The 20,157-nt window shown below is 72.6% G+C and carries 18 protein-coding genes, 1 tRNA gene and 1 pseudogene; 14 read left to right on the plus strand and 6 right to left on the minus strand.

The annotated features are described in order from the left end of the window. Positions 1–19: 19 nt before the first annotated feature. The 5 genes from ABT342_RS04095 (at position 20) to ABT342_RS04115 (ending at position 5,498) form a co-directional block, all read left to right on the plus strand. Positions 20–1,612, plus strand: a complete 1,593-nt coding sequence (locus tag ABT342_RS04095) for an ABC transporter substrate-binding protein (RefSeq protein WP_351566675.1) — start codon at positions 20–22, stop codon at positions 1,610–1,612. After that, positions 1,609–2,562, plus strand: coding sequence for an ABC transporter permease (locus tag ABT342_RS04100; protein WP_351566677.1), 954 nt, complete (start codon positions 1,609–1,611; stop codon positions 2,560–2,562). The genes ABT342_RS04095 and ABT342_RS04100 overlap by 4 nt, the downstream gene beginning before the upstream one ends. Beyond that, entirely contained in the window at positions 2,559–3,344 is a 786-nt protein-coding gene (locus ABT342_RS04105; protein WP_351566680.1) for an ABC transporter permease subunit, read from the plus strand. The genes ABT342_RS04100 and ABT342_RS04105 overlap by 4 nt, the downstream gene beginning before the upstream one ends. After that, positions 3,341–4,864, plus strand: a complete 1,524-nt coding sequence (locus ABT342_RS04110; RefSeq protein WP_351566683.1) for an ABC transporter ATP-binding protein — start codon at positions 3,341–3,343, stop codon at positions 4,862–4,864. The genes ABT342_RS04105 and ABT342_RS04110 overlap by 4 nt, the downstream gene beginning before the upstream one ends. A gap of 88 nt (positions 4,865–4,952) precedes the next feature. Continuing rightward, a complete protein-coding gene (locus tag ABT342_RS04115; RefSeq protein WP_351566686.1) occupies positions 4,953–5,498 on the plus strand; it encodes a flavoprotein in 546 nt (181 codons plus the stop codon). Positions 5,499–5,531: 33 nt separating this feature from the next. Here ABT342_RS04115 and ABT342_RS04120 read toward each other — a convergent pair whose 3' ends face one another. After that, positions 5,532–6,731: an NAD(P)/FAD-dependent oxidoreductase gene (locus ABT342_RS04120; protein ID WP_351566689.1), complete on the minus strand. Its 1,200-nt coding sequence runs from the start codon at positions 6,729–6,731 to the stop codon at positions 5,532–5,534. Positions 6,732–7,075: 344 nt separating this feature from the next. Continuing rightward, positions 7,076–7,151: transfer RNA gene (locus ABT342_RS04125), tRNA-Arg, on the minus strand. 314 nt (positions 7,152–7,465) lie between these two features. On the opposite strand from ABT342_RS04125, the gene ABT342_RS04130 reads away from it, so the two are divergent. The 4 genes from ABT342_RS04130 to ABT342_RS04145 all read left to right on the plus strand — a co-directional run bounded on the left by ABT342_RS04130 (position 7,466) and on the right by ABT342_RS04145 (position 13,351). Beyond that, positions 7,466–9,061 carry a dynamin family protein gene (locus ABT342_RS04130; protein WP_351566691.1) on the plus strand — a complete coding sequence of 532 codons (1,596 nt, stop codon included), beginning with the start codon at positions 7,466–7,468 and terminating at the stop codon, positions 9,059–9,061. Positions 9,062–9,065: 4 nt separating this feature from the next. Next, the gene (locus tag ABT342_RS04135) at positions 9,066–11,042 is read left to right on the plus strand and encodes a YfjP family GTPase (RefSeq protein ID WP_502965453.1); all 1,977 of its coding nucleotides are present in this window, start codon (positions 9,066–9,068) and stop codon (positions 11,040–11,042) included. A 174-nt stretch (positions 11,043–11,216) separates the two neighbouring features. Then, entirely contained in the window at positions 11,217–11,726 is a 510-nt protein-coding gene (locus ABT342_RS04140; RefSeq protein WP_351566694.1) for a single-stranded DNA-binding protein, read from the plus strand. A gap of 215 nt (positions 11,727–11,941) precedes the next feature. After that, on the plus strand, positions 11,942–13,351 hold the full coding sequence (locus ABT342_RS04145; protein ID WP_351566697.1) for a Cys-Gln thioester bond-forming surface protein: 1,410 nt from the start codon (positions 11,942–11,944) through the stop codon (positions 13,349–13,351). Between the two features lie 117 nt (positions 13,352–13,468). Here the strand turns inward: ABT342_RS04145 and ABT342_RS04150 are convergent, their stop codons facing one another. After that, a complete protein-coding gene (locus ABT342_RS04150) occupies positions 13,469–13,915 on the minus strand; it encodes an SRPBCC family protein (RefSeq protein WP_351566700.1) in 447 nt (148 codons plus the stop codon). Between the two features lie 122 nt (positions 13,916–14,037). After that, positions 14,038–14,193 (minus strand): hypothetical protein, encoded by a 156-nt coding sequence (locus tag ABT342_RS04155; RefSeq protein WP_351566702.1) that lies wholly within the window; start codon positions 14,191–14,193, stop codon positions 14,038–14,040. 179 nt (positions 14,194–14,372) lie between these two features. On the opposite strand from ABT342_RS04155, the gene ettA reads away from it, so the two are divergent. The 4 genes and pseudogenes from ettA to ABT342_RS04175 all read left to right on the plus strand — a co-directional run. Beyond that, positions 14,373–16,037, plus strand: coding sequence for an energy-dependent translational throttle protein EttA (gene ettA, locus ABT342_RS04160; RefSeq protein ID WP_351566704.1), 1,665 nt, complete (start codon positions 14,373–14,375; stop codon positions 16,035–16,037). 8 nt (positions 16,038–16,045) lie between these two features. Then, positions 16,046–16,477, plus strand: coding sequence for an acyl-CoA thioesterase (locus ABT342_RS04165; RefSeq protein WP_351566707.1), 432 nt, complete (start codon positions 16,046–16,048; stop codon positions 16,475–16,477). After that, positions 16,474–17,151, plus strand: coding sequence for a DUF8010 domain-containing protein (locus ABT342_RS04170; protein ID WP_351566710.1), 678 nt, complete (start codon positions 16,474–16,476; stop codon positions 17,149–17,151). The genes ABT342_RS04165 and ABT342_RS04170 overlap by 4 nt, the downstream gene beginning before the upstream one ends. Then, positions 17,150–17,306 (plus strand): annotated as a pseudogene (locus ABT342_RS04175) (SRPBCC family protein); the annotation flags it as partial. The gene ABT342_RS04170 and the pseudogene ABT342_RS04175, both read left to right, overlap by 2 nt. On the opposite strand, the gene ABT342_RS04180 reads toward ABT342_RS04175, so the two are convergent. After that, the gene (locus ABT342_RS04180; protein ID WP_351566713.1) at positions 17,303–17,707 is read right to left on the minus strand and encodes a globin; all 405 of its coding nucleotides are present in this window, start codon (positions 17,705–17,707) and stop codon (positions 17,303–17,305) included. The pseudogene ABT342_RS04175 and the gene ABT342_RS04180 sit on opposite strands and share 4 nt — an antisense overlap. Positions 17,708–17,882: 175 nt before the next feature. On the opposite strand from ABT342_RS04180, the gene ABT342_RS04185 reads away from it, so the two are divergent. Beyond that, on the plus strand, positions 17,883–18,893 hold the full coding sequence (locus tag ABT342_RS04185) for a methyltransferase domain-containing protein (RefSeq protein ID WP_351566716.1): 1,011 nt from the start codon (positions 17,883–17,885) through the stop codon (positions 18,891–18,893). On the opposite strand, the gene ABT342_RS04190 is transcribed toward ABT342_RS04185, so the two are convergent. Next, complete coding sequence (locus tag ABT342_RS04190; RefSeq protein WP_351566719.1) at positions 18,874–20,121, minus strand: FHA domain-containing protein; 1,248 nt, start codon at positions 20,119–20,121, stop codon at positions 18,874–18,876. The genes ABT342_RS04185 and ABT342_RS04190 overlap by 20 nt on opposite strands. Positions 20,122–20,157: the final 36 nt, after the last annotated feature.

Below are 20,157 nucleotides of genomic sequence, written 5' to 3' on the forward strand. Positions count from 1 at the left end.
ACGAAAGCAAGGACCTGAGATGAACGACGTCCCCGTCACCCCCCTGTCGTCCGGCCTGCGCCGCCGCGGCTTCCTCGCCGCCGCCGGCGGCGCGGCCGGACTCGGCGCGCTCGCCCTCGCCGGCTGCGCGGGCGCCTCCGACCCCGCCACCGGCCCCGCCGGGGGCAGCGGCAAGCCCAGGCGCGGCGGCCGGCTGCGCGCGGCCTTCGCCGGCAGCGGCGCGAGCGAGACCCTCGACCCGCACCTCGCCAACCTCTTCGCCGACGTCGCCCGCGCCAAGGCCCTGTTCGACAAGCTCGCCGACTACGGGCCCGATCTCTCCGCCAAGCCCAGACTGGCCTCGGCGTGGGAGCCGAACGCGGGCCTGGACCGCTGGAAGGTGACCCTGCGCGAGGCGGCCTTCCACGACGGCAGGCCCGTCACCGCCAAGGACGTCCTCTACAGCTACCGCCGCATCACCGACCCGGCGAAGGCCTACCGGGCCAAGGCGTCGCTCGAACCCGTCGACCTGAAGGCCAGCCGCGCCGTCGACGCGCGGACGATCGAGTTCGTCCTCAAGCGTCCGACCGCCGAATTCCCCAACGTGCTCGCGGCGTTCGGCGCGTACATCGTCCCGGACGGCGCCACGGACTTCGACCGGAAGCCGGTCGGCAGCGGCCCGTTCCGCTTCGTCTCCTTCGCACCCGGCAAGTCCGCCGTCCTCGCGCGCAACGACGCCTACTGGGAGGGCGCCCCGTACCTGGACGAGCTGGAGTTCGTCGTCGCCAACGAGGAGTCGGCGCGCGCCAGTGCCCTGCTGGGCGGGCAGGTCGAGTACGCCCACGAGCTGAACCCCGCCACCGCCCGCGCCCACGAGAGCGGGGACCGGATCCGGATCATCCGGCTGCGCAACAGCACCATGCAGGGCTTCGTCATGAAGACCGACCGGCCGCCGTTCGACGACAAGCGGGTGCGCGAGGCGTTCTTCCTCATCGCCGACCGCAAGGAGCTCGTCGACGGCGCCCTGTCCGGCGCGGGCGAGATCGGCAACGACCTGTTCGGCAAGGGCTACCAGTACTACGCGGCCGGCCTTCCGCAGCGCGAACAGGACCTCGACCGGGCCCGCGCGCTGCTCAAGGCGGCCGGGGCCGAGAAGCTCAAGGTCACCCTCGACACCTCCCCGGTCGCGGCCGGATTCACCGAGGCCGCCGCGATCTTCCGGGACCAGGCGGCCAAGGCGGGCGTGACGATCACGATCAGGACCGGCAGCAAGGACAGCTACTGGAAGGACATCCTGGACTCCGGAACCCTCGCCTCCTACCGGTCGGGCGCCATGCCCATCGAGTCCCACATCTCCCAGCGCTTGCTGACGGGCTCCACCACCAACGCGACCCACTGGAAGCACAAGGACTTCGACGCCCTCTACCAGCAGGCCCAGTCCACCAGGGACCCCAAGGCCCGCGCCGCCGTCTACGACCGGATGCAGCGCCGTCTGCACGCCGAGGGAGGCTTCCTGGTCTGGGGCTTCGGCGACTGGATCCTCGGCACCGCCCGAAACGTCCACGGAGTCGACCCGAAGGCCCCCGCCAACAGCCTCGACTGGGCACGCTTCGACAAGGTCTGGCTCGCGTGAGCGGACTCCGCTCCTTCGTCGCCCGGCGGCTGCTCCTCGGCGCCGCGCAGACGGCAGCCGTCGTGCTGCTCGTCTTCGCGCTCACCGAGGCGCTGCCGGGCGACGCCGCCGTGGCCCTCGCCGGGGACCAGCCCGACCCGGAGCGGATCGCGGCCATCCGCGCGGCGATGCACCTGGACCGGCCGGCGTACGAACGCCTGGCGGACTGGGCCTCCGGGCTGGCGCACGGCGACTTCGGTACGTCCCTGGCCTCGGGACGCCCCGTCAGCTCGTACCTCGCGGACGGCTTCGGCCCGACCCTGCTGCTCGCCGCCCTCACGGTGGCGCTGCTGGTCCCGGCCGGGGTCGGCCTCGGTGTGCTGGCCGCCCGCCACGAGGGCCGCTGGGCGGACCGGCTGGTCAGCTCGGTGACGCTCGGCGTGTACGCGGTCCCGGAGTTCGCCTTCGGCGTGTTGCTGGTGACCGTGTTCGCGCTGCGGCTCGGATGGCTGCCGCCGACCGCCGTCGGTTACGGCACCGACCTCCTGGCCCATCCCGAAGCGCTGGTCCTTCCGGTCCTCGTCCTGCTGTCCCGTCCGGTGTGCTCGCTGTCCCGGCTCGTACGCGCGGGCATGATCGACGCGCTGGCCTCGCCGTACGTCGCCCAGGCGCGCCGCTACGGAATCCCGGACGTCCGCGTCCGTTACGCGCACGCGCTCCCGGGCGCGATCGCGCCCGCCGCCCAGCAACTCGCGCGCACGATCGACTGGCTGCTGTGCGGGGTGATCGTCGTGGAGGCGCTGTACGTCATCCCCGGCCTGGGAACGGTGCTGATGAACGCCGTCGCCGAACGCGACGTCCCCGTGGTCCAGGGCCTCGCGGTCGTCTTCGGAGTGACCGCCGTCGTCCTCAACCTGGGCGCGGACCTGGTCGCCCACCGCTTCGCGCCACGGGCGGGGGTGGCGGCGTGAAGCCACGTGCGACGCTCGGCGCGGTCGTCGTCGGCGTACCGCTCGCCCTGGCCCTGCTCGGACCGCTGGTCGCGGGCGAGCCGGGACCACGGGCGGCGTCCTTCACCCTCGGCGGCGGACACCCGCTCGGCACCGACTTCGTCGGCCGCGACGTCTGGCACCAGGTGCTGCTCGGCGGCCGGTCGGTGGTCCTCGTGGCGCTCGCCGCGACGGCCCTCGCCTACCTGGTGGCGCTGCCGCTCGGACTGGTGGGCGCGCTCACCCACCGCGCATGGCTGGAGGAGCTGCTGATGCGGCCCCTGGACGTGCTGCTCGCCATCCCCTCGCTGTTGCTGATCCTGCTGGCGGCCGCCGTCCTCCGGCCCGGCGTTGCGGGCCTCTCCCTGCTGGTGGCCCTGGTCAACATCCCGGACGCCGCGCGGATCGTACGGGCCGCCGCGGCCGAGGCGGCCTCCCGCCCGGCCGTCGAAGCCCTGCGCATGCAGGGGGAGACGTGGCGGCGCATCGCCGTCGGCTACGTCGGCACGTCGATCGCGCGCACGCTGGCCGCCGACGCGGGCGTACGGCTGACCGGCGTGCTCTACCTCGTCGCCACCGCCGCGTTCCTCGGCGTCGGCGTGGCACCGGACGCCGCCGACTGGGCGGTCATGGTGGACCGCAACCGTACGGGCCTGTTCGTACAGCCCTGGGCCGTGGTGGTGCCCGCCCTGCTGATCGTCGCCCTGACCATGGGCGGCAACCTGCTCGCCGACGCCGTACTGGAGAAGAGGAAGCGCCCGTGAACGCGATCGCCGAGATCCGGGACCTACGCGTGGAGATCGACGGCCGGGCGATCGTCGACGGCGTCGGCCTCCGCGTCATGCCCGGGAAGATCACCGCGCTCGTCGGCGCGTCCGGCAGCGGCAAGACGACGACGGGCCGCGCGCTGCTGGGGGAGTACCCGGCGGGGGCGCGGGTGAGCGGCGACGTACGGGTGCCGGACGGCCTGGTCGGATACGTACCGCAGCACCCGGCCGCCGTACTGAACCCGGCGCGCAGGGTCGGGGCGCTGCTGCGGGACATCGCGCGCGTCCGGACGCGCCATCTGCCGCGCCCCGAGCGCCGGATCCGCCACCGCGTGCTCGAAGCCCTCCGCCTGGCCCAGCTCCCCGAAGGGGAGACCCTCCTCCGCCGCTACCCGCACCAGCTGTCGGGCGGCCAGCAGCAGCGCGTCGTCCTGGCCCAGGCGCTGCTGCTGGGCGCGCGCGTCGTGGTCGCCGACGAACCCACCACCGGCCAGGACGCGCTGACGAAGCGGCGCGTCGTCGACCGGCTGGCGGCGGTCGCCCGGCAGGGCATCGCCGTGGTCCTCCTCAGCCACGACCTCGACGTCGTGCGGGCCCTCGCCGACGACGTTTTGGTCATGCGCGGCGGCCGGGTGGTGGAGTCGGGCCCGGCGGACCGGGTGCTGCTCGCGCCGCGGCACCCCTGGACCGCCGAACTCCTGGCGGCGGAGACCACCGCGTCCCCCGCCCCGCCCGCGCGCGCCCCGGGCCACCCGGTGCTCGACGTACGCGGCCTCACCGCGCGGCACGGGGACACGGCGGTGCTGCGCACGCCCGGACTCACCCTCCGTACCGGCGAATGCCAGGCCGTCGTCGGCCGCTCCGGCAGCGGCAAGACCACGCTCGCCCGCTGCCTGGCCGGGCTCCACCGCCACTACGAGGGCGACGTCCTGCTCGACGGCACCCCGCTCCCGCGCAGCCTGCGCTCCCGGACCCGTGAGCAACTGGCCGCGGTGCAGTACGTCTTCCAGGACGCGAGAGCCGCGTTCGACGAACACCGCCCGGTCCTGGACCAGGTGGCCCGCACGGCGGTACGGCTGCGCGCGGTGCCCCGCGCCGAGGCCCGGACCGAGGCACTGACGACCCTCGCGTCCCTCGGCCTCGCGGAGGATCTCGTACGCCGCGCACCGGCGGAACTCTCCGGCGGCGAACTCCAGCGCGCCGCCCTCGCCCGCGCCCTGCTCGCCCGCCCCCGAGTGCTCATCTGCGACGAGATCACCTCCGGCCTCGACACGGTCACACGGCGCGGCCTCCTCGACACCCTCGACGCCCTCCTGCGCGACCGCCACGAGCTGGCCCTGGTCCTGATCACCCACGACCTGACCGCCGCGGCACCGGCCGCAAGGATCGCCGTCCTGGACGCCGGCGAACTCGTCGAACAGGGCCCGGCGCACCGGGTACTGACCTCACCCCGCCATCCCTTCACCGTCTCGCTGGTCGAGACCTCGGCGACCCTGGCGACGGCGACGCGAGGGTAGAGGGTGTCCGGTGGACCATGCCGGGCTCACGACCCCCTGGAGCAGAATGCACGGTGTCCACATCGCTCTCGAGTCGGGGGTTTCCCGCATGTCCGACCGGCCGAAGAAGCCGTTCCTGTACGTCGTCGTCTGCGCGGCCGGAATCGCCGGGGACGTCGGCAAGCTCATCACCGCCGCGCAGGAACAGCACTGGGACGTCGGCGTCGTCGCCACCCCGCAGGCCCTCGGCTTCATCGACCGCACCGCCGTCGAGACCCGCACCGGCTACCCGATCCGCTCGGCCTGGCGCCGTCCCGGCGACCCGCGCCCCCTGCCGCCGGCCGACGCGATAGCGGTCGCCCCGGCCACCTTCAACACGATCAACAAGTGGGCGGCCGGCATCTCCGACACCCTCGCTCTGGGCATCCTGTGCGAGGCCTACGGCTCCGGCATCCCGACGGCCGCCCTCCCCTGCCTGAACGCGGCACAGGCCGCGCACCCCGCGTACCGCGAGAGCCTGCACCGGCTGCGCGAGATGGGTGTCCTGATCGGCTCGCACGAACCTCACCGTCCCGCGCCGGACAGCGGCGCCCCGCACTTCGACTGGGAAGAGGCCCTGACACTGCTCGCGCCCGAGGTAGGCGGCCTCTCCTGACGGCCTCTCCTGACGAAGACGGCTGGATCGCCTCTACGCCAGGAGGCGTTCGAGGCTGTCGTGCGCGAAGAACTCCGCGGGCGAGGTGACCCCCGCCGCCACCCTGGCGAACCCGTCCTGGGCCGGACGGCTGCGTGACACCGCGCCGAGCAGCCGCCGCAGCTCCGGCGGCGGTGGGTCCAGTGCGGCGAGCTGGGCGGTGAACTCGTACATCGGCATGACCTGCCGGTCCCTGCTCTCCTGGTAGTCCTTCATCGCCGCGTCGAACGTCTGCCCGCCGGTGAAGGTCCGGTCGAGCGCGTGCGCACACAGTTCCGCGTCGCGGAAGGCGTCCTGGATGCCCTGGGCGGTGATGAAGTCCTTGAGGTATCCGGCGTCACCGACCAGCGCCCAGCCGGGGCCGTACGGTCTGCGGAAGAAGTTGGGGACCGCCGTGCCGACGAGTCGTTCCACGCGTGTGGCCGCCGCGGCCCGTTCGGCGAAGGACGGAACCAGCGCCATGGTGGCCAGGTAGCCGGCTTCGACGTCCGACCGGTTGGCCTTGAAGTCGCGCATCGGCAGCCCGCAGATGACCACGGTCCGGTCGTCGTTGGTGGGCCATGCGGCGAAGGCCCGGTCCGGCCGGATGTAGGTCTCGAACCGGCGGTTCATCGGCAGCCCGGTCCAGTAGGAGTAGTAGCTGCACTGGAGCTTCGGCTTCTCGGCGTACCGGACGGCGCCGACGGCCTTCGCGACGAGGGAGTGGGCCCCGTCCGCGCCGACGACGACGCGGGCGTACTCCGTGACGCCGTGCCCGTCGGCCCCGTGGCCCCTGATCCCCGTCACGGTGTCGCCCTCGATCACGAGGCCCTCGACGGTGAACGCCGGGCGCACCTCCGCGCCGGACTCCTCCGCCGCGTCGACGAGGATCTTGTCCAGGACCGTACGGCGCGGGGCGTACGAGGCCGGGAACCCGGCGCCGGCGGGAGACCCCTCGATGGTGAAGGGCCCGAAGTCGAAGGAGTACGTGTCGATCGGCGGACAGCCGCTCGCGACCACCGGGGCGAGCAGTCCCCAGCTGTCCAGTGCGGCGAGGCCGGGCGGGTGAATGAGATGCGTGGAAACCGTGTCGCTCGGGAACGTCGCCCGGTCGACGAGGAGCACCCGGTGGCCCCGGCGGGCCAGGAGCATCGCGGTCGGCGCCCCGGCGCAGCGTGCCCCCACCACGATGGCGTCGTAGATGCGGTTCGTCATGACATCACCTGCCCGTCGGTCGGCATCCGAGGCGATGGCTTTCGTATGGATCCACGCTAGGCGGTGGGCGGGGCCGAGCACCGCCCGGGCGCCGCGCGCCGCACCGGCCGCCGGGAGGCACCGCACCCCGCGCCCGTCCGCCGGCAGCGCTCAGCAGGGGAGGACCCCAGGGGCGCGGTACGCGAGCCCGGACACGACCGGGACCCCTCGCGCCGTGACCGCGACCATGGCCTCGTCGAGGAGCTCGCCCGGAAACCTCGGATCCAGTGTGCCGTCCCGCCGACGGCGAGCACCCGAACACGTTCTGACCAGCGAAAACGCCCTCCCGGAGGGAGGGCGGAAAGTGGCGCCCCCGGCAGGACTCGAACCTGCGGCCAAGCGCTTAGAAGGCGCCTGCTCTATCCACTGAGCTACGGGGGCCGGATGGGGCCTCGGTGGCCTGGAGCCCCTGGTGGGTCGTCCGTGACCTTGCCCGGACAAGGATAGGGCTCCGATCGCCTTGGCCCGGGCGCTTCACCTGCGTGGCACGATGTGGAGGTTCAGTGAAGCGAACCGATAATCGCAGGTGGGTGCGATTCTCGCAGCGCTTTTTTCACCTCACGCACCGGGTGTTGTGCACTCGTTATGCCTGCGCCCCACTCGTCCCGTCTATCCCGTCTGTCTTATCGGCGCGCAGAGACGTTTATACGCTTCAAAAAGGCACGAAAATTGGGCATTCTTCGCATGTGGTGACCATGGAAGCTCGGCCTCAGCTGATCGACGCACTCTCCGCCCTGCGCGACTGTGTCGCCGCCGTGCGCCTCCCACTCCCCCTTCCCGGCGCGCCGCGCGCACGGCGGACGAGAGCCGAGCTGCTCGCACAGCTGGATGACTATTTGCTGCCCCGCCTGAAAGAGCCCGAAGCGCCGCTGCTCGTGGTGGTCGGCGGATCGACCGGGGCCGGGAAGTCGACGCTCGTCAACTCGCTCGTGGGACGCCGGGTCAGCGAGGCCGGGGTGCTCAGGCCCACGACCCGCACGCCCGTGCTCGTCTGCCACCCCGAGGACCACCACTGGTTCGCGGGGATGCGGGTGTTGCCGAACCTCACGCGAGTATGGCTGCCGCAGCAGGAGGACACCGTCGGCGGCGAGCGCGGGCCCGTCGAGGAGAACACGCTGCGGATCGAGACCGCCGGGTCACTGCCGCGCGGGCTCGCGCTGCTCGACGCCCCCGACATCGACTCGCTCGTCGTCGAGAACCGGGTCCTGGCCGCCGAGTTGATCTGTGCGGCCGATGTCTGGGTGATGGTCACCACCGCCTCCCGGTACGCGGACGCCGTCCCCTGGCATCTGCTGCGCACGGCGAAGGAGTACGACGCCACGCTCGTGACCGTGCTCGACCGGGTGCCGCACCAGGTGATCACGGAGGTGTCGCGTCAGTACGCGGCGCTGCTCACGAAGGCCGGGCTCGGGGCCGTGCCGAGGTTCACCATCCCCGAGCTGCCCGAATCGGCGGGCGGCGGGAGCGGGTTGCTGCCGGACAGCGCCGTCGCCGCGCTGCGGGACTGGCTGGCGCACCGGGCGTTCGATCCGGCCGCGCGCCAGCAGACCGTCGTACGGACCGCCGCAGGCGTCATCGACTCGCTCAACGCGCGCATGCCCGAACTGGCGGGAGCCGTCGCCGCGCAGTACGCCGCCGCCGTACGCCTGACCGGCGCGGTCGAGGAGGCGTACGCGCTGGAGGCGGAGCGGCTGCGCAAGCTGGTGGGGCGCGGCGCGGTGCTCGCGGGCGACGCGCGTACACGCTGGCGCGGATATCCCCGCGACAGCTCGGCCACCGAGCTCCTCGACGCGCTCGCCGAGAGCCTGGCCGAGCTGCTCCAGTGCGCCGTGGCCGCCGCCGACGAGCGGCTCCAGGAGGCGTGGCGGCGCGAGCCGGCCTCGGGGGCGGTCGGCGGCGGGTCCACGTCGGCCGACGGGGAGTCCGGCGAGCGCATCGGGATGGCCGTACGCCGCTGGCGGCGGGAGCTGGAGGAGCTCGCCGAGGAAGAGGTACGCGACATGGAACGTTCCGTCGCGCCCGACCCCGAGACCGTCGCCGCGCTGCTCGCCGCCTCGCTGCTCGGCGGCCGGCGGGCCCGCCTCGCCGGGGACGGGCTGGCCGAACGGATGGGCGCCCAGGGCGCGCTGCGGCTGCGCGACCGGGGCGGCGAGTTGATGTCCTCGTGCATCGGGCGCGTCCTGAGGGAGGAGCGCGAGCGGCGGCTCGCGCCGCTCGACGCGCTCGATGTGCACCCGGAGCCGCAGGCAGAGCTGATCGCGGCGCTGTCCGTACTGCAGAAGGAGAGGTGACCGGGTGGCTGCTGTCGCCGGGCAGACCGAGGACCGTTCCGAGAACCGGTCGGAAAGAGAGGGCCGGTCGGAAAGAGAGGGCCGGTCGAAAGGGGAGGGGCGGTCGGAAAGAGAGGGCCGGTCGAAAGGGGAGGGGCGGTCGGAAAGAGAGGGCCGGTCGAAAGGGGAGGGGCGGCCGGAAAGAGGGGGCCGGTCGGAAGGAGGGGGCCGAGCGGGGGTCGAGGCAGGGGCCGGAGCAGAGGGCGGAGCAGAGGCCGAGGAGGGGGCCGGGGAAGGAGGCACCGGCGAGCGGCACTGGGACGACGGGCTCATCGCCCGCCGCGCCGCCGGAGCCGACGCCCACGGGGACGAGGACGCGGCCGCGGCGGACGCCGCCGGCTCCGACGAGCCGCACGTACCCATCGGAGGGCCGTACGACGGCCCGCTGCGCGCCCGCCTCGACGCGCTGCGCGAACTCGTCGGCCTCTCCCGTACCCGGCTCGACGGCAAGGCCCTGGCCGAGGCGGGGCGGGTGCTCGACGAGGCCGCGGCGCGGCAGCAGCTGTCGGCGCAGCACACCGTCGTCGCCATCGCGGGCGCCACGGGCAGCGGCAAGTCGACGCTGTTCAACGCGCTGGCCGGAGTGCCCATTTCGGAGACCGGGCTGCGCCGTCCCACCACATCGGCGCCGATCTCGCTGAGCTGGTCCGAGGGCGCGGCCGGGCTGCTCGACCGGCTCGCGATCCCGGGGCGGCTGCGCCGCAGGCCGCTGGCGGGCGGTACGGGGGACGAGGCGCTCCAGGGGCTCGTCCTGGTGGACCTGCCCGATCACGATTCCGCCCTGACCGTGCACCGTCAACAGGTGGACCGGGTACTCGCCCTGGTCGACGCGGTCGTCTGGGTCGTCGACCCGGAGAAGTACGCCGACGCCGCCCTGCACGAGCGCTATCTGCGGCCGTTGGCCGGGCACGCCGAGGTCACCTTCGTCGTGCTCAACCAGATCGACCGGCTGCCCGGCGACGCCGCCGACCTCGTACTCGACGATCTGCGCAGGCTGCTCGACGAGGACGGCATGGCGCTCGGCGAACACGGCGAACCGGGCGCCACCGTCCTCGCGCTGTCCGCACTCACCGGAGAGAACGTGGGCGAGCTGCGCGAACTGCTGGGACGGTTCGTCCAGGAGCGGACGGCGGCGCACCGCCGGATCTCCGCCGACGTCGACGCGGCCGCGCGGCGGCTGCGTTCGGAGTACGTCGCCTACGGACGCTCCGGGCTCGGCGAACGGGCCCGTGCGGACTTCGGCGCCCGGCTCGCGGGCGCGGTCGGGGCGGCGGCGGTCGGTGAGGAGGCCGAACGCCAGTGGCGCAGGAACGCGGGCCGTGCCTGTGGAACGCCCTGGCTGCGGCTGTGGCGCTGGTACGAGCGCGTCCGTGACGGGGGCAGCCTGCCGCAGACCCCGCAGCCGGCGGAGGAGGAGCTCACGGCCCGGCAGCGGGTCGAACAGGCCGTACGCACGGTCGCGGACGAGGCGGCCCACGGGCTGCCCGCGCCCTGGGCGCAGGCGGTGCGCGAGGCGGCGGTGCGAGGGGCGGCCGGGCTGCCCGAGGCGCTGGACGAACTCGCGGTCGAGCTGGGTACGCCGAAGGCCCGTCCGCCGCGGCCCGCGTGGTGGCCGGCGGCCGTGCTGGCGCAGGTCTCCATGACGCTGCTGCAGATCTTCGGCGGGCTGTGGCTGGTGGGGCAGATCGTCGGGGTCGTGGAGCCGGGGCTGCTGCCGCCGGTGCTGGTGATGGTGGGCGGGATCATCGGCGGGCCGCTCGTGGAATGGGCGTGCGCGGCGGCCGCGAAGGGGCCGGCGCGGCGGTACGGGCAGGACGCGGAACGGTCCCTGAGGGAGGCGGCGGCGGAGTGCGGCCGGGCGATGGTGCTCGATCCGGTCGCTGCGGAGCTGATGCGCTACCGGGAGGTGCGGGAGCAGTACACGACGGTGGCGAGGCGTTGACCGGTTCTGTATCTGTTTGTATGTGTACGTGGGGAGGCTCCGCCCTCGTAAGGGTGGCGGAGTTGTCCACAGGCGGGGCTGCTTCCACAGGCCTCGGCGGGATTCCTGGCCCCGGTCCAGCATGAGATCTGTCAGCGCGACCGGACGGTCCGGCCGCGGACGGGGAGGGATCTCATGTCGAACGACACGATGGTGACCGTGGTGGGCAATGTCGCGACCAGCGTGGAGTACCGGGAGTCCGCGACCGGGGGAGTGGCCCGGTTCCGGTTCGCGGTCACCGGGCGCCGCTGGGACCGGCAGCGGGAGGTCTGGGCGGACGGGAGCACCAGCTTCTACACGGTGTGGGCGTGGCGGACGCTGGGGCTGAACCTGGCGGCCTCGGTGTCCGTCGGCGAACCGCTGGTGGTGCACGGCCGGTTGAAGGTGCGGGAGGAGGAGCGGGACGGGCAGCGCAGGACGTTCGTCGACATCGACGCGGTGGCGGTCGGTCACGATCTGGCGCGGGGTACGTCCGCGTTCCGGCGTATGGCGAAGGGGGAGGTGAGGCAGGCCCCCGGCCCCACCACCGCCGTTCCGGACCCGGTGCCGTCCCCGGACCCGGCCCTGGCGCCGTCCCCGGACCAGGCCCCGGCGGTGCCCGCTGCGGCTTCCGTTTCCGCTCCCGTCCCTGTTCCCGCTCCCTGACCTGCACTTGTGGAGATTTGTCGATTCTCTGGGAGGGGACGCGGAGGCCGCGATAACAATTCCGATTCGGAATGGTTATCTGATGGCATGACGGGGGATCAGGTCGCATCACGTGTACCTAGGATTCCCCAGTATTCACGGGGCACTTGAGTCTGCAGGCGAGGCACCCCCCACACGCGTCCCACGCGAATGGGCCTCGCCCGGAGGGGAATTCTGTGTTTTCTGCGTTCTCGGTACGTGGGCGGGGATCCGTCCGTCTCGCCGTGGCCGCCCTGGTGTCGGGGCTGTTCGCGGCGGGTTCGATGGTCGGGGCGGGACCGGCTGTCGCCGACGATGCCCCCCGGCACCAGGGCGGCGCCGTCGCCACCCTCGACGGACTGACCACCTTCGACCGCGCGGTCCTGCGCGACGGCGGCCGGAACCATGAGCTGCCGGCCGGTCTCTTCGAGATGACCGTCGACGGCGGTGGCAGGCTCAAGACGTACTGCATCGACATTCACAACCCCACCCAGGAGCAGGCCAAGTACCTGGAAACCCCCTGGGCGCAGACCTCGCTCGGCAGCAACAAGAACGCCGGCAAGATCCGCTGGATCCTTCAGCACTCCTATCCCCAGGTCGACGACCTCACGGGGCTCGCCGACAAGGCCGGCACGGGGCCGCTCACCGAGCGGACCGCCGCCGCCGGCACCCAGGTCGCCATCTGGCGCTACTCGGACGGTGCCCGGGTCGAGGCCCTCGACCCGGCGGCGGAGAAGCTCGCCGACTGGCTGGAGAAGAAGGCCAAGAACGTCGGGGAGCCCCACGCCTCCCTCAGCCTGGAGCCGAGCGCCGTCTCCGGAAAGGCCGGAGGGCGGCTCGGACCGGTCACGGTCCGCACCGACGCGGACCAGGTCACGATCACCCCGCCCGCCGACGCCGCCGCCAGCGGCATCAAGGTGACGGGCAAGGACGGCCTGCCGGTCACCGCCGCGGTCAACGGCAGCGAGCTGTACTTCGACATACCCTCCGAGGCCACCGACGGCTCGGCGGAGCTCACCGTGCAGGCGACCACCTCCGTGCCGGTCGGCCGGGCGTTCGCCGGGGTGACCAAGAGCCAGACCCAGATCCTGGCCGGGTCCAGCCGGTCCACGGTCTCCGCGACCGCCACCGCCACCTGGGCCACGGCCGGTCCGATCCCCGCGCTCTCGGCGAAGAAGAACTGCGCCAAGGGCGGCGTCGACATCACCGCCACCAACACCGGCGACGAGGCGTTCCGCTTCGAGCTGATGGGCTTTGAGCACTCCATCGCCGCCGGTGAGTCCCGCACGATCACCGTCCCGGTCCCGGAGGACCAGGCGTACGACTTCACGATCACCGGCCCCGGAGGCTTCAGCAAGAGCTTCAAGGGCGTACTGGACTGCAAGACCACCGGCAACGCGGGGCCGTCCCCCGACGGGCCCGTCTCCCAGCTCGCCCCGGCCTCGGCCGGCGGCGCGGCGGGCGGCACCTCCGACACGAATCTCGCCGAGACGGGTGCCTCCAGCACGACCCCGATGATCGCCGGTATAGCCATCGCCTTCGTCCTGGTCGGCGGCGGCGCGGTCTTCTTCGTCCGCAGGAAGCAGGGCCCCTCCTCGGAGGAGTAGGGGAGCACACCGGGCAAGGAGGGCACCGCCACCCCGTCGCAGCCTCGCCGCTGCCCCACGGAGCGGTGCCCTCCCGCTGTCTCACCGCAGGACGCGCGGCAAGGCCATTCCGGGTCGCTACGCGCTCTCGTCGTGCTCGCGCACCGCGATCCGGGCCAGCTTCGTCAGCATCATGCCGTTGCGGATCGCGACGATGTAGTCCACGGGGAGTCCGTGCATCCGGGTGCCGGGCCCCCGGAGGGGGTGCCAGTCGAGGACGAACAGGGTGCTCCCGCCCCAGGGGATCAGGTTCATGGCGATGCGGGCCGCGCCGAAGGGTTCCGCCTTCGCCTCCAGCTCCAGGCGGCGCTGCGGTTCGCAGATCCGTACGACAACGGTGTCGTCGAGCGTCAGGGGACCGGCGCCGACCCGCACCCTCAGCCGGGCGCCCACGTCCGGCCAGTGCGGGTCCGCCTCAAGGACCTGCTGGGTTCCCGTCACCCACTCCCCGTAGCGGTGGCCATCGGACAGCAGGCGCCAGACCTCGGGGGGCGAGCTCAGGATCAGACGGCGGTTCCGGGCCACGGAAATCACGCTCCTGGAGGGTGGGACCCCTCCAGCCTCACGCGACCGCCGCCGGTGCACAGCCCGACAGGGCCGGACGGGTGGCTCGCCCTGCTACAGGGCCGGACGGGTGGCTCGCCCTGCTAGTAGGACAGCGAGTCCCAGAAGTACACGTAGTACGCGGCGAGCACGATCGCGCCCGCGAGGAAGCCGAGACCCGATGCGACGAGGGCCTTGGCGAGGGGGCTCAGGCGGCGCGGGCGTTTCTGCTGGGGAGCGCTATCGCTGGAATCGATCACGGGAAGAGCTTCCCATGCCGCCCCGCCGCCTCCGGCCCGGGCCTGTCCGTGGCCAGGGAGAGGCCCGAAAGAGCTGGTCAGGCAGGCCTCGACTAACTGGTTTCGTTCCTGGGGTGGCGGTCAGGCAAGATGGGGTGTATCTGCCCACTGCCCACTCCCACATTGCCGGACGGTTTCTCTTGGCTGAGTACATCTACACCATGCGCAAGACGCGCAAGGCGCACGGCGACAAGGTGATCCTCGATGACGTCACCTTGAACTTCCTGCCCGGTGCGAAGATCGGTGTGGTCGGCCCGAACGGTGCCGGTAAGTCCACCGTTCTCAAGATCATGGCGGGCCTTGAGCAGCCCTCCAACGGCGACGCCTTCATCTCGCCCGGCTACAGCGTCGGCATCCTCATGCAGGAGCCGAAGCTCGACGAGTCCAAGACCGTCCTGGAGAACGTCCAGAACGGCGTCGCGGAGATCAAGGGCAAGCTCGACCGGTTCAACGCGATCGCCGAGGAAATGGCGACGAACTACACCGACGAGCTGATGGAGGAGATGGGCAAGCTCCAGGAGGACCTGGACCACGCCAACGCCTGGGACCTCGACGCCCAGCTGGAGCAGGCCATGGACGCGCTGGGCTGCCCGCCCGGCGACTGGCCGGTCACCACCCTCTCCGGTGGCGAGAAGCGCCGCGTCGCCCTCTGCAAGCTGCTGCTGGAGGCCCCCGACCTGCTGCTCCTCGACGAGCCCACCAACCACCTCGACGCCGAGTCCGTGAACTGGCTGGAGCAGCACCTCGCCCAGTACAAGGGCGCCGTCGTGGCCGTCACCCACGACCGGTACTTCCTGGACAACGTCGCGGAGTGGATCCTCGAGCTCGACCGCGGCCGCGCCCACCCCTACGAGGGCAACTACTCCACCTACCTGGAGAAGAAGGCCACCCGCCTCAAGGTCGAGGGCAAGAAGGACGAGAAGCGGCAGAAGCGGCTCAAGGAAGAGCTCGAGTGGGTCCGCTCCAACGCCAAGGGCCGTCAGGCCAAGTCCAAGGCCCGTCTCGCTCGCTACGAGGAGATGGCGGCCGAGGCCGACAAGATGCGGAAGCTGGACTTCGAGGAGATCCAGATCCCGCCGGGCCCCCGCCTGGGCAGCATCGTCGTGGAGGTCGAGAACCTCTCGAAGGCCTTCGGTGAGAAGGTCCTCATCGACGACCTGTCCTTCACTCTCCCGCGCAACGGCATCGTCGGCATCATCGGCCCGAACGGCGCCGGCAAGACGACGCTCTTCAAGATGATCCAGGGCCTGGAGGCCCCGGACTCCGGCCAGATCAAGGTCGGCGACACCGTCAAGATCTCCTACGTCGACCAGAACCGGTCGAACATCGACCCGAAGAAGACCCTCTGGGCCGTCGTGTCGGACGAGTTGGACTACATCAACGTCGGCCACGTCGAGATGCCCTCGCGGGCGTACGTCTCCGCCTTCGGCTTCAAGGGGCCGGACCAGCAGAAGCCGGCCGGGGTCCTCTCCGGCGGTGAGCGCAACCGTCTGAACCTCGCGCTCACCCTCAAGCAGGGCGGCAACCTGCTGCTCCTCGACGAGCCGACCAACGACCTCGACGTCGAGACGCTGTCCTCGCTGGAGAACGCGCTGCTGGAGTTCCCCGGCGCGGCTGTGGTCGTCTCCCACGACCGCTGGTTCCTCGACCGCGTCGCCACGCACATCCTGGCGTACGAGGGCGAGTCGAAGTGGTTCTGGTTCGAGGGCAACTTCGAGTCCTACGAGAAGAACAAGATCGAGCGGCTCGGTCCGGACGCGGCGCGTCCGCACCGTGCCACGTACAAGAAGCTCACTCGGGGCTGAGGAAGTCAGTGGCTCGGCATATTTACCAGTGCCCCCTGCGCTGGTCGGACATGGACGCCTTCGGGCACGTCAACAACGTGGTCTTCCTCCGCTATCTGGAGGAGGCCCGGATCGACTTCATGTTCCGGCTGGCGCCGGGGGACGGGTCCCCGTCGTTCTCCGGCGGCTCCGTCGTGGCCCGGCACGAGATCGACTACGTACGGCCGCTGGTCCACCGGCACGCGCCGGTGACCGTCGAGTCGTGGGTGACGAAGATCGGCGCGGCGTCCCTGACGATCGCGTACGAGATCAAGGACGCCGACCAGATCTACGTCCGGGCCTCGACCGTCGTCGTGCCCTACGACCTGGAGAAGGCGCGCCCGCGCCGGATCAGCGCAGAGGAGAAGTCCTTCCTCCAGGAGTACCTGGACGAAGGCGTGAAGGACGCGCTCGCGGCATGACAGCGCCCGTGCAGACCCTACGGCTCGCCGATGCCCGGGAGGCGGCGGACCTCGCCGCCTTCCTCGGCCGGCTGATCCACTACGACCGCGCCGCCGCCGTCCGGCTCCAGGCCGGCGGCGGCGCGCTCGCCGTGTTCGGCAGGCCGCCGTCGTTCGAGGTCCTCGCGATCCGTACGGCCCGGCTGGCGGAGTCCGACGAGGGCGTGCAGCTCGATGTCACGGTCTCCGCCGGAGAGCTGCTGGAGTCCGTCGAGGGCGCGGGGCTCGCCGTGCCCGCCGCGGTCACCGGGCCGCCGTGGGCCGGATTGCTCCCCCCGCGCGGCGGCTGGCGGGAGCTGCCGGGGCTGCCCGGCGTGGCCGAGATGCGCGCCGCGGTCTCGGTCGCGGTCGCCGAGTTCCGCAGGCGGGACGAGGCGTTGCCGGGCGAGCGGCGCACCCGGGCCGAGCGCGACCGGATCGGCCGCGACATCTGGTCCCGGACCGTGGCCGGCACGGATCTGCCGCTGCGGGCCGTGCACGCCGCACAGTCGCTGGGCTTCCTGCGCCCGACCCCTGAGGGCGTCCGAGGCGCGGCGCTGCTCGCGGCGGGCGGCTGGCTCCGGCTGCGTACGCCGTTCGGCTCGATCGCCGTGCGCAGGGCGGGGCTCGGCGGGCTGACCGTCACCCCTGCCTGAGTTGTTCCACCGGGTCAACGTGCAGGACTTCGACGCCTGCGAACGCACCCAGCCCGCCATGGACTCACGGGCGTACCGGGCGTGATGGGGTGCTCGTGCCCAGCGAGCACCACATAGGCGCCTTCCACGCGTGGGTGACGGAGAGGCTCGGTTAACCGGCGGTGTTCACCATCGAGGCGGCGGCGTAGGTGAGGTAGTTCCACAGCTGCCGCTCGTGGTCCTCGGACAGCCCCAGCTCGTCGACCGCCGCCCGCATGTGCTTCAGCCAGGCGTCGTGCGCGGCCTTGTCGACGGTGAACGGTGCGTGGCGCATCCGCAGCCGGGGGTGCCCGCGATGATCGCTGTAGGTCCGAGGGCCGCCCCAGTACTGGATGAGGAAGAGTACGAGGCGCTCCTCGGCCGGGCCCAGGTCCTCCTCCGGGTACATCGGGCGCAGCAGCGGGTCCTCGGCGACACCCTCGTAGAAACGCCGGACCAGGCGCCGGAAGGTCTCCTCGCCACCGACCTGCTCGTAGAAGGTCTGCTCCTGAAGCGTGCCCCGCGGGATTTCCTTCACGTGATTAAGCCTCGCAATTGTCGACCCGGTCCGCCCCGGGCTCGTCCCGCCCGGGGGTCCGGGGGTTGCCCCCCGGGGATACAGCATCACAGAGCCATGGTCTCAGACGGCCCGGCCGAAGACCGGAGGCCTAGGGCTACTCGCCTCGGCGACCCCCGCGAAGGAAAGTGGAGATATGGGTGCAGACCAGGACGCACGCGTGGTGCGCGACCCGTACGCGGCCTCCGCCGCCGAGCTGCGGCGGGCGCTGGTGCGGCGGATCGCCCAGGCCGGTGCGCTGGACGACCCGGCCTGGCGGGCGGCGTTCGAGGCGGTGCCCCGGCATCTGTTCGTGCCGTACTACTACGTCCCCACCTTCACGGGCTACGAGCGGCTCTGGTCCGGGGACCCCGACCCGGACCGGCGCGAGCGCTGGCTCAGGGGCGCGTACGCGGACGGGCCGATCGCCACCCGCGTGCGCGAAGGCGAGCTGGTGTCCTCCAGCAGCCAGCCCTCGCTGATGGCCAGAATGCTGGGCGAGCTGGAGATCCGCGACGGGCACCGGGTCCTGGAGATCGGCGCCGGTACCGGCTACAACGCCGCCCTGCTGGCCCACCGGCTCGGCGACGAGCTCGTCACCACGGTCGATCTCGACCCGGAGATCACCGAATCCGCCCGGGTCCATCTCGCGGCGGCCGGGTACCGGCCCACCGTGATCACCGCCGACGGGGCGCGCGGCTGCCCCGCGCGCGCCCCGTTCGACCGGATCATCGCGACCTGCGCCCTGCCGTCCGTGCCGCAGGCCTGGCCGCGGCAGTGCCGGCCGGGCGGCAGGATCCTCGCCCCGCTCGCCACCGGGCTGATCGTGCTGAGGGTGCACGACGCGGGCCGTGCGGAGGGGCGGTTCCTGCACACCCCGGCGTACTTCGTCCCGTTGCGCGGCGGCACGCCCCCGCGCCCGCCGGTACCGCGCGCGGCAGGGCTGTCGAGGCGTGCGAGGGGGAGCGAGCTGTTCGGCTTCCTGCTCGGCCTGACCGCGGGCAGCCTGGATCCGCACGAAGCGCTCTCGCTCTGGCAGCGCGAGGAGCGGCCGGAACGAGAGCGCTTCGGGGTCACCCTGAGCGGGGGACGGCAGTGGGCCTGGCTGGACGACCCCGAAGGGCCGTACGCCTGGCCCCTGGGCGGAGTCAGCCGCGACGAATCGTGATCGTCGTCCAGGCGCCGACGTGCACCCGGTCGCCGTCCTTGAGCGGGATGGGGACGTAGGGCTGGATCGGGTCCTCGGCGCCGTTGACCGTGGTGCCGTTGGTCGAGTTCTGGTCGACCACGGACCAGGTGCCGTCGGGCTGTTGGACGAGGACCGCGTGCTGGTGCGAGACGCCCGGGTCCTCCGGGGGGACCGAGAGGTCGATGTCGGGCGACTCGCCGGTGGAGTGGCGGCGCCGGCCGATGGTGACCTGGTTCCCGGAGAGCGGGAGCTGCTGCTCGGGGGAGTACGCGGGCAGGTTGAGACCGGCCGCCTCGGGGCCGCTGCGCTGCATCATCGCCATGAAGTACGCACGGTCGGGGGCGATGACCGCGGTCCAGCCCCCGGGGGTCTGGTACTGCGGCTGCGGCGGTCCGGGCTGCATCTGCTGCTGGGGCTGCGGCGGTCCCGGCTGCATCGGTTGCTGCGGTTGCTGGGGCGCGTGCGGCTGCGAGGGCGGCGAGATGACCCAGTCGTCCCCACCGGGCAGGGGCTGCTGCGGTTGCTGCGGCGGAGCCGGGACGGCCTGCGGGAACCCGGGCTGCTGGAACGCCTGCGGCGGCGCGGGCGGACCCGGAGGGCCGGACGGACCGGGCGGGCCGGGCTGCTGGAACGCCTGCGGCGGGGGCGGCGGACCCGGAGGGCCGGACGGACCGGGCTGCTGGAACGCCTGCGGCGGCGCGGGCGGACCCGGCTGCGGCTGCGCGGGGTGCGGCGCGGCCGACGGGTCGCCGGACAGCGGCTCGGCGGGGCGGTTCATCTGCGAGGGCCGCGAGCCCTGGTACTCGTACGGGTCCGGCGGGCGGGGCGGCTGCTGCGCCTGGAAACCGGGCGGCAGGTTCAGCCCGGGCACCGGTGCGCCGGGCGGGGCCACCGGTGTGTACGAGGTCGCCGTGTTCGTCAGGAAGTTCCAGCGGCATTCCTCGCAGAACGGAGCCATCGCCTCGCGCGGCGTACGGCACTGCGGGCACAGCTCGGCCTGGCCCGTGGCGCCGTGGCCGGGGCTGCCCGGTCCGCCCGCGCCGCCGGGTCCCGGGTATCCGTACCCCGGCGGGGGCGAGGGGGACGGCGGAGGGGGTGGCGGAGGCGGCACCGCGCCCGCCGGAGCCCCCGCCCCGGCCATGCGATGGCCGCAGACCTCGCACCAGTCGTCGGAACCCGACTGGTGTCCGTTCGGGCAGGTCGGCATGTCGGCGCTTCCCCCTCTCCTCCGTCCGCCCCGGGC

Source organism: Streptomyces sp. NPDC000410, from assembly GCF_040300305.1.
Taxonomy (GTDB): Bacteria; Actinomycetota; Actinomycetes; order Streptomycetales; family Streptomycetaceae; genus Streptomyces.

Bases quoted from the DNA above. Each gene is read 5' to 3' on its own strand.
- ABT342_RS04095 (WP_351566675.1), top strand. From the start codon at position 20: ATGAACGACGTCCCCGTCACCCCCCTGTCGTCCGGCCTGCGCCGCCGC.
- ABT342_RS04115 (WP_351566686.1), top strand. From the start codon at position 4,953: ATGTCCGACCGGCCGAAGAAGCCGTTCCTGTACGTCGTCGTCTGCGCG.
- ABT342_RS04120 (WP_351566689.1), bottom strand. From the start codon at position 6,731: ATGACGAACCGCATCTACGACGCCATCGTGGTGGGGGCACGCTGCGCC.
- ABT342_RS04130 (WP_351566691.1), top strand. From the start codon at position 7,466: ATGGAAGCTCGGCCTCAGCTGATCGACGCACTCTCCGCCCTGCGCGAC.
- ABT342_RS04140 (WP_351566694.1), top strand. From the start codon at position 11,217: ATGTCGAACGACACGATGGTGACCGTGGTGGGCAATGTCGCGACCAGC.
- ABT342_RS04170 (WP_351566710.1), top strand. From the start codon at position 16,474: ATGACAGCGCCCGTGCAGACCCTACGGCTCGCCGATGCCCGGGAGGCG.
- ABT342_RS04185 (WP_351566716.1), top strand. From the start codon at position 17,883: ATGGGTGCAGACCAGGACGCACGCGTGGTGCGCGACCCGTACGCGGCC.
- ABT342_RS04190 (WP_351566719.1), bottom strand. From the start codon at position 20,121: ATGCCGACCTGCCCGAACGGACACCAGTCGGGTTCCGACGACTGGTGC.